Annotated in this window: 21 protein-coding genes and 1 tRNA gene; 4 read left to right on the plus strand and 18 right to left on the minus strand. The window is 34.0% G+C overall.

The genetic code is table 11. The features are described from left to right. Positions 1–15 precede the first annotated feature (15 nt). The 11 genes from PHH50_01395 to mraZ all read right to left on the minus strand — a co-directional run bounded on the left by PHH50_01395 (position 16) and on the right by mraZ (position 8,128). Entirely contained in the window at positions 16–1,005 is a 990-nt protein-coding gene (locus PHH50_01395; GenBank protein MDD3728959.1) for a DNA recombination protein RmuC, read from the minus strand. A 6-nt stretch (positions 1,006–1,011) separates the two neighbouring features. Then, positions 1,012–1,971 carry a hypothetical protein gene (locus PHH50_01400; GenBank protein MDD3728960.1) on the minus strand — a complete coding sequence of 320 codons (960 nt, stop codon included), beginning with the start codon at positions 1,969–1,971 and terminating at the stop codon, positions 1,012–1,014. Then, on the minus strand, positions 1,968–3,107 hold the full coding sequence (locus tag PHH50_01405) for an aromatic amino acid transport family protein (GenBank protein MDD3728961.1): 1,140 nt from the start codon (positions 3,105–3,107) through the stop codon (positions 1,968–1,970). Before PHH50_01405 ends, PHH50_01400 begins: the two co-directional genes overlap by 4 nt. A 114-nt stretch (positions 3,108–3,221) precedes the next feature. Beyond that, complete coding sequence (locus PHH50_01410; GenBank protein MDD3728962.1) at positions 3,222–3,650, minus strand: hypothetical protein; 429 nt, start codon at positions 3,648–3,650, stop codon at positions 3,222–3,224. Between the two features lie 113 nt (positions 3,651–3,763). Beyond that, positions 3,764–3,836, minus strand: a tRNA-Glu gene (locus PHH50_01415). 99 nt (positions 3,837–3,935) lie between these two features. After that, complete coding sequence (locus tag PHH50_01420; protein MDD3728963.1) at positions 3,936–4,097, minus strand: hypothetical protein; 162 nt, start codon at positions 4,095–4,097, stop codon at positions 3,936–3,938. A 162-nt stretch (positions 4,098–4,259) separates the two neighbouring features. After that, the gene (locus PHH50_01425) at positions 4,260–4,796 is read right to left on the minus strand and encodes a hypothetical protein (GenBank protein ID MDD3728964.1); all 537 of its coding nucleotides are present in this window, start codon (positions 4,794–4,796) and stop codon (positions 4,260–4,262) included. Then, positions 4,793–6,448 (minus strand): penicillin-binding protein 2, encoded by a 1,656-nt coding sequence (locus tag PHH50_01430; protein ID MDD3728965.1) that lies wholly within the window; start codon positions 6,446–6,448, stop codon positions 4,793–4,795. The genes PHH50_01425 and PHH50_01430 overlap by 4 nt, the downstream gene beginning before the upstream one ends. After that, positions 6,449–6,808 carry a hypothetical protein gene (locus PHH50_01435; GenBank protein MDD3728966.1) on the minus strand — a complete coding sequence of 120 codons (360 nt, stop codon included), beginning with the start codon at positions 6,806–6,808 and terminating at the stop codon, positions 6,449–6,451. It lies immediately after the preceding gene. A gap of 24 nt (positions 6,809–6,832) precedes the next feature. Next, positions 6,833–7,696, minus strand: coding sequence for a 16S rRNA (cytosine(1402)-N(4))-methyltransferase RsmH (gene rsmH, locus PHH50_01440; GenBank protein MDD3728967.1), 864 nt, complete (start codon positions 7,694–7,696; stop codon positions 6,833–6,835). Continuing rightward, positions 7,697–8,128: a division/cell wall cluster transcriptional repressor MraZ gene (gene mraZ / locus PHH50_01445; protein MDD3728968.1), complete on the minus strand. Its 432-nt coding sequence runs from the start codon at positions 8,126–8,128 to the stop codon at positions 7,697–7,699. 196 nt (positions 8,129–8,324) lie between these two features. Here mraZ and PHH50_01450 point away from each other — a divergent pair, with 196 nt between their 5' ends. From PHH50_01450 to PHH50_01465, 4 genes are all read left to right on the plus strand, one after another. Continuing rightward, positions 8,325–10,745 (plus strand): hypothetical protein, encoded by a 2,421-nt coding sequence (locus tag PHH50_01450; protein ID MDD3728969.1) that lies wholly within the window; start codon positions 8,325–8,327, stop codon positions 10,743–10,745. Positions 10,746–10,943: 198 nt separating this feature from the next. Next, positions 10,944–12,272 carry a hypothetical protein gene (locus PHH50_01455; GenBank protein ID MDD3728970.1) on the plus strand — a complete coding sequence of 443 codons (1,329 nt, stop codon included), beginning with the start codon at positions 10,944–10,946 and terminating at the stop codon, positions 12,270–12,272. Between the two features lie 42 nt (positions 12,273–12,314). Further along, a complete protein-coding gene (locus tag PHH50_01460) occupies positions 12,315–12,926 on the plus strand; it encodes a hypothetical protein (protein MDD3728971.1) in 612 nt (203 codons plus the stop codon). 5 nt (positions 12,927–12,931) lie between these two features. Further along, positions 12,932–15,040 (plus strand): hypothetical protein, encoded by a 2,109-nt coding sequence (locus tag PHH50_01465; protein MDD3728972.1) that lies wholly within the window; start codon positions 12,932–12,934, stop codon positions 15,038–15,040. Between the two features lies 1 nt (position 15,041). Here PHH50_01465 and PHH50_01470 read toward each other — a convergent pair whose 3' ends face one another. From PHH50_01470 to PHH50_01500, 7 genes are read right to left on the minus strand one after another with little or no spacing between them, the layout of a single operon-like run. Continuing rightward, positions 15,042–15,941, minus strand: coding sequence for a hypothetical protein (locus PHH50_01470; GenBank protein MDD3728973.1), 900 nt, complete (start codon positions 15,939–15,941; stop codon positions 15,042–15,044). 7 nt (positions 15,942–15,948) lie between these two features. Continuing rightward, complete coding sequence (locus PHH50_01475; protein ID MDD3728974.1) at positions 15,949–18,360, minus strand: ATP-dependent Clp protease ATP-binding subunit; 2,412 nt, start codon at positions 18,358–18,360, stop codon at positions 15,949–15,951. Further along, complete coding sequence (locus PHH50_01480) at positions 18,357–18,740, minus strand: hypothetical protein (protein ID MDD3728975.1); 384 nt, start codon at positions 18,738–18,740, stop codon at positions 18,357–18,359. Before PHH50_01480 ends, PHH50_01475 begins: the two co-directional genes overlap by 4 nt. 46 nt (positions 18,741–18,786) lie before the next feature. Then, positions 18,787–19,995 carry an ABC transporter permease gene (locus PHH50_01485; GenBank protein ID MDD3728976.1) on the minus strand — a complete coding sequence of 403 codons (1,209 nt, stop codon included), beginning with the start codon at positions 19,993–19,995 and terminating at the stop codon, positions 18,787–18,789. Continuing rightward, positions 19,992–20,681 carry an ABC transporter ATP-binding protein gene (locus PHH50_01490; GenBank protein MDD3728977.1) on the minus strand — a complete coding sequence of 230 codons (690 nt, stop codon included), beginning with the start codon at positions 20,679–20,681 and terminating at the stop codon, positions 19,992–19,994. Before PHH50_01490 ends, PHH50_01485 begins: the two co-directional genes overlap by 4 nt. Before the next feature lies 1 nt (position 20,682). Beyond that, positions 20,683–22,269: an efflux RND transporter periplasmic adaptor subunit gene (locus PHH50_01495; GenBank protein MDD3728978.1), complete on the minus strand. Its 1,587-nt coding sequence runs from the start codon at positions 22,267–22,269 to the stop codon at positions 20,683–20,685. A gap of 17 nt (positions 22,270–22,286) precedes the next feature. Continuing rightward, a complete protein-coding gene (locus PHH50_01500; GenBank protein ID MDD3728979.1) occupies positions 22,287–22,985 on the minus strand; it encodes a hypothetical protein in 699 nt (232 codons plus the stop codon). Positions 22,986–23,174: the final 189 nt, after the last annotated feature.

A 23,174-nucleotide genomic window follows, 5' to 3' on the forward strand; every position in this document is an offset into this window, starting at 1 on the left:
CTTTAATTTTTTAATTTATAACTTTAAATCAGGCATATCTATTTCTTTTGGAACTTCTTTTTTTTCTTCTGCTTCCGTAATCTTTACCACATCTTTGTCTATTTTGGCAAGCTCTTTAAGAGCCACATTATAATGCCCTACGGCAATCCCCAATGATCCTCCAAGTTTTTTCATAAACGTCTCGTAATTTCTAATGTGGCCTCCTAGCATTTCCACGTTCTTTCTAATGCTTTTGGCCGACTCTTCTATCTTAAAGGCCCTTAATCCCTGTAAAACCGTGAGCAAATAGGCGGCAAACGTGGTTGGCGATACAATGATTACTTTTCTATCATTAAAAGCATAATTAATCAAGTTTTTTGTGTTCTCTTTTACTGCTCCAACTTCGTTTACCAGAAGATCGTAATAAATTCCTTCGGCCGGAATAAACATAAAGGCGAAATCCAATGTTCCGTATTTTGGCTTGATATACTTTGAAGTTTCGTCAATTCTCCTTTTTAGATCATTTTTAAAATCTCTTCCAAGTTTTTGGCGCTTCTCTTCATCTTTTTCATCGATTATTCTTTGATAATTTTCTAGAGAAAACTTGGCATCGACGGGTATCATACCATCTTTAGTAAATATTACTGCATCAACTCTGTCTCCGTCCTCAAAAGAATACTGCATCGAAAAAGAAGTCGGAGGAAGAATATTTTCCAAAACAGCATGAAGTCCTATTTCTCCCAAAGACCCTCTTTGCTTTTGATTAGTAAGGATTTTTTCAAGATTGTTAAGCTGTTCTGAAAAATCAACAACCTGTTTGTTGGTCCTTTCAAGATTGGTTAATTTTTCGGTAATATCACGGACAATTCTGATATTTTGCTCATGCTGGACTTGCATCTTGCTGTCAAACTGATAAAGCTGCCTGGCTATTAAAGAATCTTCGTCTTTTGTCTGCCCTTTTTTTAAAAAAAGAAATGAAAGAAAAAGCACCGCAAAGACCAGAAATATGATTAAGATTTGCTCCATATAATTTTATCCTAGAAAATAGGAAATTATTTTAGACAAGATAAAAGCAAAATAGACGAAAAGAAGGGCAATTGCCTCTTTTGAATCAATCCTCTTTTCGCTCTTAATAAAGAAAAAGAATAAAAAACTGGCGATAACAAGGAAAATAAAAATAGGGATAAAGGATGAAAAAAGAACAATCTTAATCGGAGAAATAACGACTATAAAACCAAGGCCGAAAGTGGAAAGAACAATTACATCTCCTATAATCCCCCCCAAAGCCAGCCAGTCGTTCTGTCTTTTTGCAGCGGTGATTATAAAGAAAAGTTCAGGCAAGGAAGTCCCAAGAGCAACAATAAAAACGCCGAAAATAGCAATTTGAATATCAAAATAATTTGTGAAAAAAACAGATGATTTGACAATAAGATCTCCTGCAAAAATTAAAAGAGGAATCCCTAAAAATATTCCCCCCACGCTTTTAAAAAGCAAAGAAACTGGGCGCTTAACGTTTTCTTTCCCATCATACTCATGCTTAAAAAGCTTTCTCTTTGAAAAAAGCCAAGAGCTATAGAGAAAAAACATTAAAAGAAGAACAACTCCGTCTCCCCTTCCAAGCTCTCCGTCCATAATAAGAAGAAGAGGCAAAGCAGAAGATACTATAAGAAAAAAAGAGGACTTTTGAATTACTCTACTGTCTGCCATTAGCCCCTTGCTCGTGAGAGCGGCAATACCGGTAATAAGAGTAAGAGTAATCAAAGTGTTGCCAAGCACGTCTCCAAAAAAAAGCTCAGGGACTCCTTCCATGACAGAAAAAATACCAATAGAAAGATTAGGAATAGAAGCGGCCATTACCAGAATAAAATAAACAAGAACAAATTCTCTCCACTTAAAAAGTTTAGCAAGAAAAGTTAAGCTGTTTACGACAAGACGGGCGCAAAAGATGAGAATAGCAAAAGAAAATATGAAAAGAAAAATATGGTATATCATGCCTGGTTAAAAAAATAATATATTTCAAAAAAAATTCCCAGAAGAAAAAAAACAATAATCGGAAAAACCAGAGATTTCAATTTTGGATATCTTATCTTCTCCGGGCTTTGAATGGAAAACTTTCTATACATTAAATTAATTAAAATGGCCTCCATCGCCCACATTATCGCCCCGACAGCTCCAATAACGGCAATAAAGTTTTTAAGTCCAATAATGTAAAGAAAGTAAGGGGAAAAACAAGCAATAGCCCAAGAAAGATTTTTTGGAAGGCCCATATCATACCAAAGAACTTTCTTTAAAGTCAGCCCCAGAACAATAAAAGAAGTAAAAGTAGTAAGAATCCCTAAAAACAAAGTGGCGGAAACCGCTCCGTTTCCAAAAATACTTCTTAATCCGGCAAGAGCTGATTCACTGGTAAAACTTCCTGTAATTCCAAATATTACAAGAATGAAAATTATTGAAACAAGAGCCGGAATAAGAACCGCAACAGGAACTATTTTCCTTAATTTTTCTTTTTCTTCTCCAAGCGTTTCTTCTACTTCGGGTATTATAACAGCTCCCCACAATGAAAAAAGAATAACTCCGTAAGGAAGAAAAAAATCCTTAGCTCCTCCTGTTTTGACAAGCAAATTTTCTATTTCCCAATAAGGAAATCCCTTTATAAAAACAAAAAGGAGTATGAGAAAGAAAAGAATAAGCCCGAAAAATTCAACCTTGGCAATTGCTTTTATCCCAAAAAAAATAACCAGTGATCCAATAAGAAAATAAAGAGTGGTATAAAAAAAAGAACTTCCTGAAAAAACAGGAGAAAAAAGTTGGTAGAGAAATTCTCCTCCTAAAATAATATAAGCAAGAAGAGTTCCGGAAAGAGCGAAAATAATGACAATTTGAGAGAATTTTTCCGTTTTTTTGCCAAGATATATTTTTACAAAACCCGGTAAACGTTTGAAATCCGGAGTATTTAGCGCAAGTTCAGCAAAAAAATAATGAACTATGACAGCAACGGGAAAAAGAATAAAAAAATACCCTAAAACTACGAAAAAACCCGCCTTCATAGCGATATACGGAAGAGCAAAAAGGCCTATTCCTATTATCGTCCCCGATATGACCGAAACACCATAAATAAACTTTAACATAAATTATTTTATACTTTAAATTGGATTGATTATAGCTTAATTTGCTAAATTTTTCAATCATATAAAAAAATCGCCAGAGGTCAAAGACATGGCGAATTACTTGAAAAGAAAGATTTATGAGTGGACAACCTCCTTAAGGTCAATTTCGAAAACTTCGGCAAGAGCAAGAACGGCTTTGCCCCATCTGTTGTCCTCTTTAAGAACAAGACAATCAGAAGCATCCCTTTTCCCAAGAGAAGCTTCTTTTCTCAGCTCTTCATTTTGCAAAATAATATCTTGGATAATAAGTTGTATTGCCTCTCTTTGGGGCTCGTTACAATCATCATATATTTTTTCACAAACAGACAGATAATCTTTAAAAGAGCTTTTAAAATAACTTATGCAGTTTTTTGAGCCAGAGGCAAAAGCCACAAAATTGCCAGTTATGGCGTCAAGGACTTGGGCCGACTTATGTCTTGTCCTTACCCCAAAATAAAGAAAACCTCGAAGATCATGCTGAGTTATAACAATAGCATGATCTATATCTGAAGTTAAGAAAGTCATATTTCCCTCCTTTCAAGGTACTGCTTACCCGAAGAATATTCGGGTTTTGACGAAAATATAGCACAGAAAAGAAAATGCGTCAAAAAATAAAAAACCTATTCTATGTAAAAATGTGGCCCCAACGGGAATCGAACCCGTGTTTCAGCGTTGAGAACGCCGCGTCCTAGGCCGCTAGACGATGGGGCCTTCACATAAAAAAATAACATAATTTTTATCTTTTGTCGACAAAAAAAGCCGCCTTGCTGGCGGCTTTGTTCCTAAAAAATTAAAATGTATTTTAAAAGGTTAAGATTCTTCTCTTTGGCTAGAGAGAACAAATTCCTCCTCAAAATAAAACTGGGGGAAAAATCCTCCACAAACTTCCCAGGAACTTTCTTCTATTCCTTGTAAAGAGCTATCAAAAGAACTTCTTTCCACTAAATCTTTAAAAATATCAACTTCTCTCATGACTGTCCTCCTTCTTGAAAAGAGCTGTGCAAACAAAAAAACCGGCTCTAACCGGTTTAATTTCTAATTTAAAACAAGAAAAAGAAATTAACCGGTTAAAAATCCGGCTTTGACAATAAGGTTATAATTTTTATTTTCTATTCTCATTTTTTTATTCCGTTTTTATTTAAGACGAGAAGAGGAACTGTTTGTTACATCTTTTATGGCCTGGGAAATTTCTACAAGATTCATGCCTCTTAAAAAAAGAAGAGCAATAATGCCGGCAATTTCTCCCATATCATTTTTATCAAATTCTACGCTGGCCCAAAAAGGAACAGTGCTTCCTCTATAATTCAATTTAAAATTAACCTCTCCTGAAACAATATTTATATCGCTAATTTTAAAATCTGAATCCTCTTTTGTACCGTATGTGAAAAAGCCGTCTTCTTCCTTTTTTTTAAAAAATTCGGAATTTAAAATGAAAATGCCGTTTTTGGAAAAAGAAAATTCTTTCACTAAATCGTTCTTTTCATTGAAAATAATTATCGGTTTTTTGGAATATTTAACAAGAAATTTTGCCAAATCTATGTCCTCATCAACGCAAAAGAAAATCTCTTTTTTTGAAAAAAAATCGGAAAATTTATCCAATAAAAAATTATGGTCAAAAATAATAACGGAAGGCCTTTTAAAGATATGTATAATTTTCTTTATAATATTCATATTTCGTAGTCGGGAGGTATTTGCATATATCCAATTATATATTCTGCAAGATCCCTAAATATGGGCATTGCCGAATATTCGGCAGTTTTTGCCTTTGGATTGTCAAGCTTAATAAATATTAAAAATTGAGGATTGAATGCCGGCGCAAAGCCGATAAAACTCTGCCATGTCTTTTCCGAATACCCTCTTTTATCAATATCCAAAGCCGGCCATGGAATTTGCGAGGTTCCTGTTTTTCCGGCAAGATAATAGCCGGGAATTCTAGCGCTTTTGCCAAAACCTTTTTCAATTACATTCACTAACATTGTCGTAACCTTAGAAGCCGTTTCAGCGGAAATGACCTGTTTTTCTGCTGAAGTTTTAACCGTCTCAACTTTGCCATTTTTTATTGTCTTTTCTACAATATACGGATTTGTTATTTTCCCTTCGTTCGCAAAAGAAGAAAATGCCCTGACAAGCTGAATAGGCGTTATGTTTATTCCCTGCCCGTAAGAAGCAGTAGCATAATTGACATCATATCCTTTTTTAAATTCCGCGTTTTCAAAAAGCGCTTCTCCCTGAAGGTCTATTCCTGTTCTTTGAAAAAAGCCAAAATCTTCCAAATATTTAAGGAAAAGGTCTTTTCCCATAGCATCTCCGGCAAAGACGGCTCCCGTATTTATCGATTTTTCTAAAACCTCTGTCATTGTCACTTTCCCAAAAGATTTATTGCCATAATTTTTTAAAACTCTTCCTCCAATCCATACTTCCCCTGTATCCAAATACTGTGTTTCAGGAGTTATTTTATTCTGGTCAATCGCTCCAGCCATTGTAATGGGCTTAAAAACGGAACCCGGCTCAAAAAAATCCTGAACAGCAGAATTTCTATAAACGGATGAATCCTTAACTTTTGAATATTCATTTAAGTCAAATGTGGGAAAATCTGCCATTGCCATAATTGCTCCCGTTTTTGGATTTGTAACAATAATGGTTCCTCCTTCAATATCAAGCTCTTCCTTGGCCTTGTTTAAAAAATTCATGGCCATAAACTGAATATTATAATCAAGAGAAAGAATTAAACTCCCTCCCTTTAGAGACGCTTGCTCAGTGCTAAGAAAATTGTTTTCTTTTAATATCTCTTCTCCTTTTAAAAATTCTTCATAATGTCCTTCCAGACCGTATTGCCCTTTATTTTCTCCTCCAAGAAATCCGACTACCTGAGAAGCCATTGTTCTTTGGGGGTAAAATCTCTTTCTTTCTTCTATTGTATAAATACCGCTAATATCTGTTTTTTCAATTTCTTCAATCTCCTGATTTGTCAATCCGTTTTTAACGCTTACCGGAGAAAAAGCATTTTCAATTTTTTCAAAAATTTGATCTTCTTCTATTTCTAAAATACTGGACAACTTTAAAGAAACATTTTTTTTATCTTCAACTTCTTCCGGAAGTAAGATAAGTTTTTTTGTATCGGCATTGGTCGCAATAATTTCTCCTCCTTTGAAAAAAATCTCGCCCCTTTCTCCAAGAAAGGATTGGAACTTTTTTTGCTGTCCTTGGGCCATTGCTCTGTAATATTCGTATTTTAAAACTTGAAAACGGGCAAGATTGCCCGCTACAAATATGCCTACAAGGCCAAAAATAAAAAGTATTATTTTCGTTTTTTTCCGGTTCATTTACATAGAAACAATTTGATTATTAACAACCTTTATATGATAAACCTTCTTTGCTTTCACAAACCCTTTTTCGGAATTTTCAAGGAGCAAAACAACACTGCCAAGAGAAGCTTGCCTTGCCATTGCAACTTCCATTGACTCTTTATTGCGTATTAAATCCGAAATCTCTTTTTCATGGGCAAAAAGAGCGTATTTTTCCGACACTTCCGCATTAGTTTGGAAAATATAGAATACAGATAAAAAGAGAAATGTCATAAAAGAAAGAATAAAGAAAATCTTCTTCATTTTTTTCTTTTCAGCTATTCCTAGCTTTAGGGTAAAAGGAAGATTAAGAAAAACTGTGCTTGTATTTGTATTCATAATATTTTTCTTTTTATTTATATTTTATATTTTTATTGCCGCTCTCAATTTGGCGCTTCTTGCTCTTTTATTTTCATTTACTTCTGTATCAAGCGGAATTACCGGCTTTTTGGTTAAAATTTTTAAATTCTTGCTTTCTTTAAAAATATTTTTGACAAGGCGGTCTTCCAAAGAATGAAAGGAAATTACAACAATCCGCCCGGAAGATGGAAGAATCTCAATTGCCAAGGATAATCCTTTCTTAACGTTTTCAAGTTCATCGTTTACGGCAATTCTTAACGCCTGAAAGGTCTTGGTAGCAAAATGAATCCTTCTTTTGCAATACCACCTTGGCACCGCTTTTCTTATAACTTCTACCAGTTGAAAAGTGCTTTTAATTGAATTTTTCCTTCTTTCTTCTGTGATTTCTTTTGCAATCTTTTTTGCGAATTCTTCCTCTCCGTATTTTTTCAAAATTAATTCAATTTCTTCTTTGGGATATTTATTTACAATATCTTCTGCCGTTATGCCCTTATCGCTTTTAAAATTATATCTCATGTCAAGCATCTCATCTTTTAAGAAAGAAAATCCCCTTTGGCTTTTATCTATATGAAAGCTGGACATTCCAAGGTCAAAGAGAATTCCCGAAAAATCTTCAAATCCATTCTCTTTTATTATCTTCTGAAGATTTATATAAGAATCGTTAACAACAATCAGTCGGGGATCTTTTATTCTTTGGGATAAAAAAGGGTCCGCTTCAATTCCCAGCACCTTTCCTTTCGGTTTGTTTTTAGAAAGGATGGATATTGCATGCCCTCCCGCTCCTAAAGTGCAATCAATAAAATTCTCATTCTCCTTCGGTTCAAGATATTTTAAAACTTCTTTTTGAAGAACAGGAATGTGAATCATTTAAATACCCGCATCTCCCAATTTTGATGCAAGCTCAGCAAATTTTTCTTCTGTCTTTCCTCTATACTCGTCCCATTTTTTGTCATCCCAAATCTCAAGTCGATTGAAAAGGCCGCAAATTACAACCTCTTTATTAAGTCCTGCATAAGATTTCAGGTAATCAGGAATAAGAACTCTGCCTAATTTATCCGTTTCGACTAAAACTGCCCCTGCCAGCATTATTCTTGCAAATCCCCTTGCTTCCACCTGGCTTGTCGGTAATTTTCCAAGCTTGTCCGACATAATCTTCCATTCTTTCTCCGTATAAACAACAAGACAGTTTTCAAGACCTTTTGTAATTATTAAAGAACGGCCAAGCCCTTTTCTGAACTTTGAAGGAAGAGCCAGGCGCTTCTTGGCATCTATCGTATATTTATATTCTCCTATGAACATTTTTCTCTTTTATTTAATAATTACCTTATTTTAGCTTATGCACAGAAAACCGGGGTTTTCCCACACTTTTCCACAGTTTCCCACTTCACATCCTTTATACTCCACTTCATAGGGTTAAGTCAAGCCCTTAGTTTTCCACAGGCCTGTTATATTGATAAACAGAAACAACACTGATATAATCTACAAAGAAGAAACTATGGAAAATAAACTCCTAAAAAAAAGAAAATCATCTCTGAAAAGAAAGATAGGGATGATTTTCTTTTTGTCTTCTTTTTTCCTTTCTTTCAAGTTGTCTGTTTTGGCAAGACAGCTTGAGGTTGCTTACCCGGGAGGGCCAAGCACGACGGCAGTTCCTCTTGAAACATACATCGTATATATAGCAGAGCTTATCATAAAAGGAGGCATCATTCTTGCCGGTCTTATCATTGCAATTTCCGGAGTCCAATATCTTCTTTCTTTTGGAAGCGTGGAGAAGATAATAAATGCGAGAAATAGAATATTCGGGGCTTTTTTCGGAGTTCTTATCTTAATATCTTCATTTCTTCTTCTTAGGATTGCCGATCCAAATCTTGTTCTTTTGGAAGTTCCTTCCATTGATCCTATTCCTCCTGTTATTGTTGAAAATCCTGAAATCGACTATGAACAAATTGATCCGCCTCCTGACCCTTACAAAGGAGCGATTACAACCGAAGTTCCAATCGGAGTTTTAATCAAAAACATATTTGAATTTAACCAGTTTGAAGGAGGAGAGGGAGAAGAGCCCTATGAGGAGCCAAGAAGGATGGATAGGATAAGGAATATTTCCTTGGAAATTAACAATTTAACAACACTTGCGCTAAGCGGAAACGAAAATGTGACGGATGCCTTGAAAAATTGTTCATGTTTTTCTTGCGATCTCAACAATATACAAACAATAATACAAAACAATACGGAAACTTTTTTATCAGGACTGAAAACAGAATATCAAAAAGGAGTAATTGAGCTGAATAATTTAAGAAATGACATTAAAAAATTAGAAGAAGCAGAAAAGGCATTAAAAAACAACCTATCTAATAATATTATAAGCTCTGCTAAATATTATTATCTAAGAGATATATATACCAATTGGGAAATTTCTTCCGTTTCTCTTTTTGAAGAATTGGAAGATTATGGAAGTTTCGCTTCGTTCCATTATCCGACAAGCGGAACAAGCAAAGAGGAATTTCCAACAATCGCGCTTGAAAGCAATTATAATTGGTGCAGTAAGGTACCTGTAGGAGATGCTATTGAATTATCCAAAGTAGTCGGCAATAAAATAGCAGAACGTCTTGAAACGCTTTTGAAACTTACATTTCTTGTAATAAGCCATTCAACCGCTCTTAATACTTTTGCTCTAAGCTACAACGACGAAATTTATAAGTACGATTCTTGCAGAGGAATAATGCCATATTACGATTCCAATTTTTCAGAATTAACCGAAAAATTTCCAGGACTGTTAAAAGGACCTTACGACAGCGTTGAGCTTTTTAATTTATCACAACATTTGTCCCGCCTTCAAAAAGGAAAAACAAGAATAGACGAAGTATGCGATACAATATATAACAAACTATTTTACCTATACAATTGGGGTTATTTGTTATCAGGAAGCCCCTCTTGGTGGCAATATCCGAATATTCCCTATTTACCAGCATGGTTCCCCAATGGCACTTCCTTATTTATGACTACGAATCATTTTCCGTCTATAAGTATTGGTGGAGGATATCGTAATCTTTTGGTTAGCTCGTACGGAAGAGATTATGTCGCTTACATATCTAATACAAAAGACCATTACGCTTCTTTTTCCCTTCCCAGTACAAGTAGAAAATATAGTATTGTTAACTATTATTTTGATTATAATTACAGATATGATAATTTCAATCTATTAAAATATCCTCATTATTTTAACGCTGACGGCCGCAGCGGCAATTTATGGTATGAAATATTTTCTCATTATAAAAAAAATTGGTCTTATTATCATGACTGTGCTTCATATAATGACCCAAATAGAACATGCAGAAGCGGAACTCGCTTAGTAAGTATTCCTTATTCAATATCTCGATTATCTTCAGAAAGGCCAAATCCAGCGGTAATGTACTCATTATATTTTGAGCCGTCTCTTTCTTCTTTCTTAATCGATGATTTTACAAACGATTTGTGCGGAAACTTTAAGTATTACATTGATTTTTATTCCGGATTATACGAAAATCCCCAAGAAATTTATAATTTATGTGGATTTGAAGATCCAAATGCATTATTAAATCAATTATGTCCCCAGACAAGCATACCTATTCTTTCAAGTAAAAAGGAACACTCAACTCTTGCTGATTCTTCTGTTTTTCCTTCTTTTAGTACTATAACAGCATTTCCCTATCATAATAGAAGTTATTATCAACTAAGCTCGAATAAAGATAAAAAAGAATCATCATTGTCCAAATTTCAGAAAGCACTTTCTTCTTCTGTGCCAGTTGCTCTTGCTCAAGGACCAATCACAGGATTCAGCGGTCCTTATATTTACCGTCCAACTTCTTGGAGCGCTAATTTTTCCACATGGATAGTTGTAACTCCCTCCCAAAATGTATTAAGTATGGGCTATATTTAGGGAGAAACAGATCTTTCTTATGATTGCTCGGTAGGAGATACAATAGAACTTGGCACAAATCTTTATGGATCAACATTCTCTATACATTATGGAGTTCAAGATCTTCCCTCTGACGGAATTTTCTTTGTTAAAGCTTATGTTACAAATTCAGAAGGAACAACGGAAAGTCCTTGCTATTACTTTTATACACCTACATTAATGGTTGCAACTGGTATCCCTAAAATTACCAGCAGTTCAACGGCTATTGTTTTTGGGTCTGCTATTCCCCAAGGAGATGGCGCCATTGCCAATGTAGGATTTAAGTGGCGCGAAGAGGAATCGGAAGATTGGAATGATGTAAACAGCAGCACGGCGACAGGGACAGGATTTACGGTAAATATTTCTGAATCAGGTTTTTGGACATTCCAATATTTATTAACGGGACTTTCTCCAAACACAAACCATCGTGTTGGATCATATGCAACAGTTGAAAGAACAGGAAGAACTGTTGGAGGCGGATCCGTTACTTTTTTTACCGAATCAAGACCACCAATAGTTAATACCGGAGGACCAGCAACTCCTCTTATAGAATCGGCTTTTCTTTATGGAAATGCTTCATCAATAAGATTTCCTCTTAATATGTATTTTACTTGGTATCAATCAAATGATTGTTCAGGAGATGAAAATTATCTGCATTTTTCAGATATTCCTTCGACAATATATTTGTATCCCACCATAAATATCACATATTATTACAATACCTTATTAACAAATCTTATTCCAAAAGCTCCTTTCTCTTACAAGGCATGTGCTACAAATGTGGATGGAACAACTTGCGGTTCCTGTTCTTCTTCACTTGGCCCCTCTAATATACCTGCCCTTGAAAAATTAAAGATGCCTGAAAATCATATCGTAGATGAAGGAATGCTTGATGTAATATTTTTCGGCTCCGAAGAAGAATACGGAATAATTTCTCCCTCCGAATCTGTAAAAAAACCCTTAGGATTTGAGAATATAGGACTGCTTTACATAATTGATAATATTCTTCCCGATTTTAAAACCTTTTTAAAAGAAATGGTTGAAAAGCCAATGGAATCCTGTATTCCAAAAGAAGAAGAAATTTCTGACTTAATAACATGTGCAAGAAGCCGTTATTTTTTAAGTGAAACAGGATTAATTTTAAGCAGTAATCAATGTAAATCCCCAAGGACAGATAACCTTTTGCATAGTTTTTTTACCAGAGAAACATTCGGAATTTTTAAACATACCGAGTCCTTCTCTCCCTGCTCTGTTCAATGCGGATTTTCCAAGTTTTTCAGAGGTAAGGAAACGGGAGAAGAAGAAAAAGGATACAAATATTTATATACCTATTATGATTCTTATGAAGGAGAAACTGCAGATTTAACATTAAGCAAAAATTATCAAAATTGTCTTAGAAAATGCTTAGACCGTGAAAGTTACTATACAGATGGCACGCCGGTTCTTTCCACTTATGAAAACGAGCTGAATTTTTTCTGCTGTCAAAAAGCACCCGGATCATCATATTAAAAAATGTATTTAATAAAATAAATTTACTTTCTTAAAAATTAAATGAAAAAAAAGCTTAAAAAACAATTTATCTTTCTTCTTATTCTTTTCATGTTTTTTTTATTTACTTTTGCCTTTGGAAGAGAGCTGGAAATAGATTATCCTGAGATAAGCGGAATATCTCCTCAAAATACTGAAACACCGGTTTATAGCTACTTTTTGTATATCTTCTCTTTTGTGGTTTATGTCGTCGGACTTGTTGCCCTTTTAGCTCTTATCCTTGCTGGATTAAAATATTTAACCTCCATGGGAAAATCCGAATCAAAAGAAGCAAAAGAAAGATTTTTGAGAGTTTTTTTGGGAGTTCTTATTATTCTTTCTTCTTTTCTAGTTTTAAACACAATATCCCCCTCTTTTGTTGAGCTGGAGCTTGACGATTTAGGTTCCATACCTCCAATTTCTATAGAGCTTCCTGAAATTCCCCCAGTTGACTACGGACCAATTGTTTATTCTCCTGAAGTCCTTGATCTTCTTGAAAGGATAGATAATCTATCAAGAAAAATTAAAATAGAATCAGTAGAGGCATCGGAAATAGTAAACAACCTAAGAGACGCTACTGAATTTTGCAGCTGCAGCAAGGGACAATCCCTTTGTTCCAGCTACCAAGAAGAATAAAAAAAATGAATAAAATCAGAAATAATATAAAAATAATTTTGATTACGATATCTGTTTTTTTAATTTTTCTTTTTTCGGGAAACTTTGATCAAATATTAAAAGAAGGTATCTTTTTTCCCAATTTTAAAATATTTTTCCCGGTCTATGGACAAGAAGAGTCAATATTCTCTTCTGATCTTTTTTTAAGCATTCCTTCAATAAACAACATTTCCTGTCTTATTGCCGATGAAGATAAAATTTGCCCTCCCTACAAGAATATAGATTTTAAAGTATATCAAGATTTGGTCAGTTCCAAGATAGATACAATATCTTATTATAAAAATATGGCCTTGAAGGAAGAAAAAGACCTTAGTCAAAGCATCAAAGCTATAGAAGCAAAAATCGCCTGGATTTTTGAAATAACGGAAAGAATTCAATCATATATAGAAGAACAAGAAGAGGGATTTGAAGAAACCCAGCCTGCTGTTCTTCTTGGAGAATTTCTGGAAGTTCTAAGAAAAGAAAGAGAATTCAAGGAAAAGGAAAAACAAACTAAAGTAAATATTCTCCCGCTTTTAGAATCACTGTCTTCCAGCACTTCATCTGCTCTTGAACCGCTAAAAAACATACTAAATTTTTCAAAGCGGTGTTATACAGATTCAAGCTCTATATGCTATTCAAGCTGTGAATCTAATTGTGAAGAAGGAACTACTGAAAATTTCAATTGTTTCTATAGTGGCGACTGTACAGGAGGAAATCCCTGCCAATATGCCATTCCCGAAATGGAAAACCAAGTTCAATCATTAAATCCGATTTGGAACGATATAGCCGGAGAAAGATGCCAGGAAACAGTTTATAACGTCCGCATTCATAAAGATATAAAAGAATATTTTAATGCCTATATTATAACAAGTCCGTCACTTTATTATGACATACGCCCTTATTCAAGATATATTTCTTTTCCTATAAATGAAGACGTTTGCGGAAAACTCCGCTTATTATGTGAAAAATATCCCGATGCAGGATTTTGCCAAATTTATCCCTTCGAAGAAGAAAATTTTATCAATTTTTGTCTTCTCTATCCAAATGAATCATTTTGTAAAATAGGACTCCCTCCTTATTTTCCTTATAATGTTCCAAGTAAGTTAAGAAGCGCATGTATAGAAACTATAAACAGCTGGTTTATATGCAACCCTTATCCAGTTGATGCTGTAAATTTCTTCGATGTTGATGATTCAGATCTATGGCAAGGAGTACATCCAACTTCAGGGCCTTATGGCGGATTATGCGGAAAATATTTGTCTGCAAAATTTTGTTCTTATCCAGATGATTTTCAAACTCGCTGCGGAATATCCCCTCTTTATGAATATTCTAATGTTTGTAAATATCCATTTAGAGAATTTGAAAAGTGCGGATTTGAATATTTTTATTATTCCGAGAAATGCTCTATTCCCGACAATCCTAGAAGCATAATGGCAAATGCAGTAAAGAAAAAAGACCCTTGCCTTGTTTGCAATCAATATTCATATAATTATTTAAATAATTTAAGATTAAATACAATATATGGTGGCAGTTCCCTATGGCTTGGAGGAATTTTTGGAGAAGAATGCGAAGCAGTCCGATTTTTGTGCGAAACTCTTTCAGACCCAAATGGAAATTTTCAAGAAGACACTACAAATAGAGATTTCTATAATCAGTATATTGCAGATCTTTGCGTCCAATATCCATTTAATGGATTTACCAAATCACAATGCCGAAATGTATATTCTCTCATTCATAATAGAATTAAAAATCCCTTTCAAGGGTTTCAGACTTTTTATAGCGAACAGGCAGGATTCCGGCTTCTCTATGAATCTTTTTGCTGGCTTTCTTATTATGATAAAAAATGTCATGAAAGAGAAATAGAAGAAATAGTAGAAGAATTGGAAGGAGGAGGAAAAACGGGAGAGATATTAAAAGAAGTAAAAAAACTTGGTTTCAATTGTAAATTTGAAGAATTAAAACATCTTTATTACACTAAAACCGAAGAGTTTTGCACAAAATGCGAAGAACTTTCAAATGAATTTGAAATTTGCAAAAAAACAGATGACTATGTCTATCTAAGGACAAAATGCGAAAGTATTTGCCAAAATTAGATTATTTTTTCCCTTCAATCAAATCACTAAGATTAAAATATTCTTCCTGTAATTCAATCTCAACCAATTCGTCAATTTTATAGTTATTAATTTCTAAACTAAATAATATGTCCTGCCCAAATACCTTTTTGTCTATTTCTTTATTTGCCCTTACTAAATAAAGAAAGTAATCTTCTTTATTAATGAAGAATTCAAGCTCGATTTCCCCTGCCAAACGCAAAGATATTTCTTTTATGCTTTCAATCATCTGTATAATTGTCTCTTTTTCCGACAGAAACTCTTCATTTTCAAAATCAACTAATAAATCAAGCAATTTTACTATTGTCTTGTTATCATTAAAAGAAAGAGTGTAATGATATGCCTCTTTTTTTTCTTTTATCTCTTCTTTAATAAAATAATATTCGCTTTGATATATCATCTCCCTGATTTTTTCCCTGTTTTGCAAGTTAGAATCTTTTTGAGGAACTTTAATCCAAATATCAACAAATTCTTGGATATTAATACCAGAAGATAGCATCATAAGCTCCAACGAAGAAGAAAGATCTATTTTAGAAAAATTGAAATAAACAGAATCTTCAAGCTTCTTTATCTTTCCGGTTATAAGGAAAATGTCTTCAAAAGAAAGAATAAAATCGCTTTCTTCTTTTGTCTTGTCAAAAACCGTATCAAGAACAAAAAGTAGTTCTTCTTTCTCTTTTGTATTTGCACTTAGAGTTATTTTCGTTCTTCCTTTTTCAATCTCTTCCATTTTTAAAAGAGATTTTTCAAGTACTTTTTCAGGTGAAAAAAAAGAAATAACCTTTAAATCGGAAAAAATAAAAAAAGCGCCAAAAGAAAAAGCAAAAAGAAAAAAAAGACCCAAAGCGATATAAGCGGTTTTAATCTTGTTTTTTTTAATCATCCTTTAATCAGCTTATTTTTAGTTGAAAGTCCTCCGGATTGATTTCAACTTTGTTTCCCTTTTGAAGAGAACCCAAAAGAACGGCTTCCGCCAGATTATTTTCTATCTTTTCTTGAATAACTCTTCTCATTTCTCTTGCTCCAAATTTTGGGTCATAGCTAAGTTCCACTATTTTCTCTTTCAACTCCTCTGTTACGAAAAGCTCAATCCCCTTCTTCTTAAGATTATCTTTAAGCGAAGAAAGAATAAGATTTGATATTTCTATTAAGTTTTCCTTACTAAGCGGATGAAATACCACTGCTTTGTCAAAACGGTTAATAAACTCTGGCTTAAAAATACCTGTTTTAAAAACATAAGTAAGAAGCATTTCTTTCACCTTTTCCCATGGATTCTTATTTTCAATAGCATCCAAAATTATCTGATATCCGGCATTGCTTGTCGCAATGATTATCGTATTTTTAAAATCAACTTTTCTTTCAAATCCGTCCGTAATATTTCCTTCATCCAAGACCTGAAGAAAAAGGTTAAGAATATTTGGATGGGCTTTTTCAAGCTCATCCAGAAGAAGGAGTGAAAAAGGGCTTTCCTTTACGGGCGAAGTAAGCATTCCTGTTTCTTCTTTCCCCCCGATAAGACGAGATACGTCGCTTACGTTCTGAAACTCCGACATATCAAGACGGATTATCCTTTTTTCAGAACCAAAGTAAATATCTGCCAGAGCTTTTGCCGTCTCTGTTTTTCCAACTCCAGTAGGCCCTAAAAAGAGAAAGCTTCCCATAGGGCCCTTTCTTGTCTTTATCTCCGCCCTTGCCCTTCTAAGAGAAGTTGATATTTCCATCACCGCCTCTTTTTGGTTTATTATCCTTTCATGAATAAGATTTTCAAGATTAAGAAGAATTTCTTTTTCTTTTTCCGCTACTTCTCCTACAGGAATATCCGTCTTTCTGCTTATAACGCTTGCAACATGACTTTTTAAAACCATTTTACCCTTTCCTCCTTTTGAAACAAATAAAACAACCTCTTCTAAGATTTCTATCCCCTTCTCGGGAAAAAACAATGTCGGAAGATATTTATCGCTTAAGTCAACTATTTCCTTTAGGGCAAGATATGAAACAAAAACTTTATTTTTTCTTTCGTAATAAGGAACAAGCGTCTGAAGAATTTTAAGGGTCTGCTGTTTACCAACTTCTGAAATTTCTATTTTTTCAAAAAGATTAAGAAAAGATGCATTTTTTTCTATTCTTTCATGAAGCCCCGTATAATCTGTAATTCCTATAAATTTAAAATCTGGCATATTTAAAAAAGGAGCAACAATTCCGGTAACATCAACTGTTCCAAGTTTATCCTCTCCTCCGACAAATTCATGAATATTATTAACAACAAGAATAATATCCCCGGCAGAGGCGGCTTCTTTAAAAATTTTATCCAAAGTAAACTCAACCTGCTCTTTATTTTGAATTCTTGCAAGAAGGGATTCCATATCAACTTCTATCACCCTTTTATAATTAATTTCTTCAAGCCCCTTTCCAAAAAGAGATCTTTGGGCAAGATTATAAACAACACTTTTTCTTCCCGATCCAGGATTTCCAACAATAAGGGCATTGCTTCTTTGGCTTCTCAAAAGAGCTCTTTCTAAAATATCCGCTTCTTCTTTATGGGAAATAAATTCCACATATCTTCTGATCTGTTCTGTAATATCAATTCCGTAAGTATCAAGTGTAAGAGAATATCCGGAAATCCATCTTTTCCCCAAGGCCCCTTTTGTCCAAAAAAGATCTTTTCTCTTTTCTTTAAGCAGGGAAAGCCAGAAAAAAACACTCTCAATATCTTCGCTGGAAATATCCATCAGAACAGCCATTTTATTAAGAGAACTGTTGTCTAAAAAAGATGCCAAAAGAACATCTTGTCCTTCAATTATTTCTCTTCCTTTTCTTTTTGCAATATCTTTTGAAAGTTCAAGCAAAGAAAAAAGTTCCTTCTCCTTTTCCTCACTCATTTCTCTTTTAAGAGTTTCCATTACTTTTTTAGGAGAAAGAAGAATCCGATAAAAAATAAAGCTAAGATCGCTGTATTCTTTTAAAATAAAATAAAGAAGGGCGCTTGGATTTTTCGGTTTTTTTCTTAAAAAAATCTTAACAAGGTCAAACTCTAGAAAATCTGCCAAGTTATCCGTTTCTTTTTTTAGAACCGTCGTTTTTAGTTTTTCCGTTCTAAAATGCCCTATATTTTCAAGAAAAAGAAAAATAAGGAAGAAGAGCGTGAAAAAACCCAAAAAGCGCTCGTTTTCAAGATAAAGAGCAAAAGCGCCAAAAACAGCACTGGCAAGAAGAAAAAAAGGAGAAAGAAAAACAACTGAGGCAATAATTTTATCCCACTTTATCATTCTGCCGGCATAAGTTTTTTGGGGTTCAAAAATCATAATGTTAAAAAATAAATGCTCCAATAAATTCCAATTAAAAATAAAAGAGGAGAAGCAAGCCAGAATATCAATATTAAAAATCCTATGGTAAAAATAAGGAGTTCAAAAAATATTCCTATAATAAGAAAAAAGGTCCTTATAACCGCTCCTGCAACTCTTGACATAGTATTAAAAACAAACGCTTCCGCAAAGCGTTGAAAATCAATCCCCCTTCCATACCCTTGCGATATTCTTTTCCAGGGAGAAAAGAAGGTCTTGATTAAAATAGAAATTGAAAAATACTTAAAATAGGAAACAAGATAGATTTTATAAAGACGCAGTATTTCCAAAACCTTGTCTACATAATGCCATTCCAAGTATTTTATAAATATAGTCACCATATCTTTAATTGTTTATAGCTTTTTTGGAAATATTAATCAAACATTATCATTCATATCTTAGGGCATCCACCGGTTCAAGTTTTGAAGCCCTATAAGCCGGCAAAGCTCCTGCAACACATCCTATTACAAAAGAAAAACCAAGACCAAGAAGAATTAGGCCAGGAGTAATAGAAACTTCAAAATCAAACACTGATTGGCTTCTGAAAGAAATTTCTATTATTTTTGCCAGCATAAAGCCAAGTACAAGTCCTCCCACTCCTCCAAGAAGACCGACAATACCAGATTCAATTAAAAAAATCATAGTGATTACTTTGTTTTTTGCTCCAATCGCCTTCATTATCCCTATTTCTCTAGTCCTCTCATAAACAGCGGTATACATTGTATTCATTATCCCTATTCCCCCTACAAGAAGAGCAATGCTTGCAAAAGAAAAAACTGCAACTTGAATTAAACTCATTATATTCCCAACCATATCAGACGCTTTTTCACTTGTAATAACGGAAAAAGAAGTTTCTTCCCCTTTTCTTTTTTTTCTTGTTTCTTCAAGATTTAATTTAATATTTTCAGCAACATCATCAACAGGATATTCCAAAGATGCTCTGACAATAGCAACTTGAGCCCCTTCTCTTTTTCCTGTTACAATTTTAAAATCATCACTGTCAAGATGAATCATGGAATCATCATCTCTGTTTCCCAAAGACCTTAAAAATCCGGTAACCTCAAAAGGTTTACCCTTTATATTAATTCTATCCCCTATTTCCATTTCCGGAAAAATATCTCTATGGACAAAACTGCCGACAATAACCTCTCTTCTTCCGGGAATAGGCCATCTTCCATCTGTTAAATCCCATCCCATATCTTCCCTGTAAAGAGGAATAGCTTCGTTAAAAGGAGTCCCCGTTAAAAGAATAGTTTTACTTTCGTCTCTATGCCTTACGATTTCACCTCCCCAAAGATAAGGAATAACAACATCAACTCCCTGCGATCTTTTTATGGCATTCAAGTCATTATCCGTTAAATCCATCTCCCCTATAAAAGTTTTCATTATATCGCTTACATCTCCCGGAAAAACCATTATAAGTTCTGATCCCATCATCCTTAATTGCTTCATTATTGCCTCTTCTACTCCAGTACTCAAAGAAAGAAGAGAAACAACCAAAAAAATACCTATGACAATTCCAAGTATCGTCAGCCAGCTCCTTAGTTGGCGCGTCCTTAAATTTCTAATAGCGATTTTAAAATACTCTTTTATCATTTTTTATTTGATTCTTTTGTTATTTCCCCGTCTTTAATTCTGATAATATGTTCTCCATGGCGAGCTATTTCCGGATCGTGAGTAATAACTACAATTGTCTTTTTTTCTCTTTTATTCAAATGATCTAGAATTTCCATTATTTTTTCTCCTGTCTTAGAATCAACGTTTCCTGTCGGCTCATCGGCTAAAATTAAGTCCGGATCATTAGCAAGGGCTCTTGCTATCGCAACTCTCTGCATTTCTCCTCCTGACATTTCGTTTGGTTTGCGATGAAGTTTTTTTTCAAGCCCTAAAGAAGAAAGAAGCTCTTTTGCTCTTTCTGTTCTTTCTTTTTCTGAAAATCCGTTAAAAAGCATGGGCAAGGTTACATTTTCAAAAGCAGTAAGATTCATAAGTAGATTGAACTGCTGAAAAACAAATCCTATTTTTTCCCCCCTTATTTCTGCAAGCTTGTCTTGAGAAAAATCGGAAATATTTTCTCCTTTTAAGAAAACATTGCCCCTTGAAGGAAGATCCAAGCAGCCGACAATATGTAAAAGGGTTGATTTACCCGAACCGCTTGATCCCACAATGGTAATAAATTCTCCTGATTTAATCTCCAAATTTGCATCCTTAAGAGCGACAAATTCTACTTTGCCCGGTTTATAAATCTTCCAAACGTTTTCCAATCTGATTAAAGAGTCCATATTATTTTACTAAAACCTTTTCCCCTTCCTTTAGGCCAGAAATTATTTCTATTATTCTTCCATCTCCCCTTGATCCAACCTCAACTTCCCTTTCTTCGGTTGATTTTTTCCCGCTTAAAACTTTTACAAAAACTTTTCCGTCCATTTTTTGAAGGGAAGCTTCCGGGATAATAAGGACGTTTTCTTTTTCAAGAGTATTTATTATTATATCGGAAGTCATTCCAGGCATTGCTTTTTCCGGAAGATTCTCAACATCAATCCATATTCTATAATAAACCACTCCGTCTATAATCCTGCTTGAAGGTTCAATTGAAACCACTCTTCCTTCAAATTTTAAATTAGGAAAAGCAACAAGCTCCACGCTTGCAGTATCATAAAGGTCTATCCTTGATATTTCTCCTTCATATATGTTGGCTTCTACCTGAAAATTGTTTTCTCCCAAAAAAGAGAAAAGCGATTCTCCGGGCTGTATAATTTCTCCTTTTTTCTTTTTAACATCGGTAATTATTCCGTCGCTAAAAGCTCTTATTGAAGAATCCTCAATATATTTTTGAACCAGATTGACTTCCGATTCCATTTGCTTTACTCTTGACTCTAAAATCTTAATATCTTCGTCCCTTGCCCCTTTAAGCGCAAGATTAAGCTGGCTTTCGGACTGTTTTAAGTTTCCTTCAGAGAGAACAAGAGCGGCATTTGCGCTATTGAAAGAATTTTTTGAAGAAAGGAGATTTGACAAAGAAAGAGAAACAGCACTTCTTGCAGTTGAAATATCAGTCCTATATTGGCTTAAAGTCGCTTCATATGACAAACTGTAAACCGAAAAAGAATTTATTGCAAAGGCAACTTTATCCAAAAAAGAAATTATTTCCTTTAAAGAATTTTCAACATTATCAACAAAAAGAAGCGGATTATCGCCCTTAGAAAAAACCCTTATTTTTTCAAGCTCATCTTCTACTTTTATTCTCCCGTTATTAATCTCGCTTTTTTGGTTTTGAGGAACAGGAAAAGAATAAACGGTACTTCCGTCTGTTATAGAAACTTCAAACTGGGGGCTTTCACTTTTTGGATTTAAAAAAAATTTATCTATTTTCCCGGATATTGCATCATCGGACTTGGTATAAGAATCTTCCATTTGAGCAATTAAAGATTTTTCTGCGCTGCTAAAAGAAGAATTGGAGCTTTCAAGGGCGCTTCTTGCATTTGAAACAGCTACTTTATAAGTTTCAATTTCTTCATCGCTAAATCCCGCTCTTGCTTTTTCAAGCTCGGTCATTGAAATTTGAAAAGCTCTTTTTGCCTTTTCAAGCTGTATTTTTAAATCATCACTGTCAAGATTGCCAAGAACATCGCCCTTTTTGACTTTTTCTCCTGTTTTTACATAAATCTCCCCTATTCTTCCTGCTGTTTTAAAACCCAAATTAATTTCTTCTCCTTTATTAAGAACTCCGCTCTCGAAAATGTCTTTCACTATATCCCCTCTTTTCACTTCGAAAAAAATCTGCTCTTCTTTTTTGTCTTTTAAAAAATACCATACAAGAAAGAAAAGAATTATTACAATTGCGCCAATTATTATTTTTTTATTTTTCATAATTATTTTTTAAAATATCAATTTTCTTTAAATAAACTGGGATTTTCTTCTTCAAATCTTTTTATCATTCGATTAAAAATGGGAATTTCTTTTCTTTTAAGATAAAGATAACTGGAAAAAGAAGCAATTAAAGCGCCCATTGCGTCCAAAATAAGGTCAATCATCGTATCTATCACCCCAAGACGGCTATCGCAAAAATATTCTAAATCACAAAGGTCTCTGGCCCTTTGCATATTTTCCCCAAAAAGAGAGTCCACTGAAAATTCAAAAATCTCCCATAATACGCCAAGCGAAAGTGCAAAACAAAAAGCAAAAATTGCAATCGTGCCATGACTTGCCTTAAACTTATTATTTTTATAAAGAACATATAAAATTAGAAAACCGATGAATCCAAGGCCAATTCCGGCTAAAAAGTGGAGCATTGAATCCCACCACCAAAATTTGACATAAAATTCTCCTACTCCTCCTAGAAAAACTCCGGCATAAGCAAATAAAACAATTAAAACTTGGAATTCTGCCGGAAGTTCAATTTTATAACTCCTCTCTATTATTTTAGGAAAGAAAGTAAGAAAAAAAGTTAAAGCGCTAAAAAAAACAAAAATCCAGTTATTTTCAATAACGCTTGCAACAATAGCGACAATCAAAATAATCCTAATAATCAAGCTGAAAACAATCCAAAACTTTTTTGATCTTTCCAGTTTAAAAAAATTATCCATTTTTCCAGTTTTTCAGATATTCTTTCTTTATTATAGCCGAAAAAAGAAATAATTCAAATAAATGTATAACCCCACCCTATTCTGGACTCTTGAGACATGTTAAGAATAATTGGTTGCTGTGTCTGCCATTGTAGCATAAATTGCATTGGAGACAATTTGTTTTGAAAGGCGCAGTGTACTCGCTTGGTA

It is taken from the genome of Candidatus Paceibacterota bacterium (genome assembly GCA_028697015.1).
Lineage (GTDB): Bacteria > Patescibacteriota > Minisyncoccia > Minisyncoccales > GWA2-38-27 > JAQVFW01.

Bases quoted from the DNA above. Each gene is read 5' to 3' on its own strand.
- PHH50_01395 (MDD3728959.1), bottom strand. From the start codon at position 1,005: ATGGAGCAAATCTTAATCATATTTCTGGTCTTTGCGGTGCTTTTTCTT.
- PHH50_01400 (MDD3728960.1), bottom strand. From the start codon at position 1,971: ATGATATACCATATTTTTCTTTTCATATTTTCTTTTGCTATTCTCATC.
- PHH50_01405 (MDD3728961.1), bottom strand. From the start codon at position 3,107: ATGTTAAAGTTTATTTATGGTGTTTCGGTCATATCGGGGACGATAATA.
- PHH50_01410 (MDD3728962.1), bottom strand. From the start codon at position 3,650: ATGACTTTCTTAACTTCAGATATAGATCATGCTATTGTTATAACTCAG.
- PHH50_01420 (MDD3728963.1), bottom strand. From the start codon at position 4,097: ATGAGAGAAGTTGATATTTTTAAAGATTTAGTGGAAAGAAGTTCTTTT.
- PHH50_01425 (MDD3728964.1), bottom strand. From the start codon at position 4,796: ATGAATATTATAAAGAAAATTATACATATCTTTAAAAGGCCTTCCGTT.
- PHH50_01430 (MDD3728965.1), bottom strand. From the start codon at position 6,448: ATGAACCGGAAAAAAACGAAAATAATACTTTTTATTTTTGGCCTTGTA.
- PHH50_01435 (MDD3728966.1), bottom strand. From the start codon at position 6,808: ATGAATACAAATACAAGCACAGTTTTTCTTAATCTTCCTTTTACCCTA.
- rsmH (MDD3728967.1), bottom strand. From the start codon at position 7,696: ATGATTCACATTCCTGTTCTTCAAAAAGAAGTTTTAAAATATCTTGAA.
- mraZ (MDD3728968.1), bottom strand. From the start codon at position 8,128: ATGTTCATAGGAGAATATAAATATACGATAGATGCCAAGAAGCGCCTG.
- PHH50_01450 (MDD3728969.1), top strand. From the start codon at position 8,325: ATGGAAAATAAACTCCTAAAAAAAAGAAAATCATCTCTGAAAAGAAAG.
- PHH50_01455 (MDD3728970.1), top strand. From the start codon at position 10,944: ATGGTTGCAACTGGTATCCCTAAAATTACCAGCAGTTCAACGGCTATT.
- PHH50_01460 (MDD3728971.1), top strand. From the start codon at position 12,315: ATGAAAAAAAAGCTTAAAAAACAATTTATCTTTCTTCTTATTCTTTTC.
- PHH50_01465 (MDD3728972.1), top strand. From the start codon at position 12,932: ATGAATAAAATCAGAAATAATATAAAAATAATTTTGATTACGATATCT.
- PHH50_01470 (MDD3728973.1), bottom strand. From the start codon at position 15,941: ATGATTAAAAAAAACAAGATTAAAACCGCTTATATCGCTTTGGGTCTT.
- PHH50_01475 (MDD3728974.1), bottom strand. From the start codon at position 18,360: ATGATTTTTGAACCCCAAAAAACTTATGCCGGCAGAATGATAAAGTGG.
- PHH50_01480 (MDD3728975.1), bottom strand. From the start codon at position 18,740: ATGGTGACTATATTTATAAAATACTTGGAATGGCATTATGTAGACAAG.
- PHH50_01485 (MDD3728976.1), bottom strand. From the start codon at position 19,995: ATGATAAAAGAGTATTTTAAAATCGCTATTAGAAATTTAAGGACGCGC.
- PHH50_01490 (MDD3728977.1), bottom strand. From the start codon at position 20,681: ATGGACTCTTTAATCAGATTGGAAAACGTTTGGAAGATTTATAAACCG.
- PHH50_01495 (MDD3728978.1), bottom strand. From the start codon at position 22,269: ATGAAAAATAAAAAAATAATAATTGGCGCAATTGTAATAATTCTTTTC.
- PHH50_01500 (MDD3728979.1), bottom strand. From the start codon at position 22,985: ATGGATAATTTTTTTAAACTGGAAAGATCAAAAAAGTTTTGGATTGTT.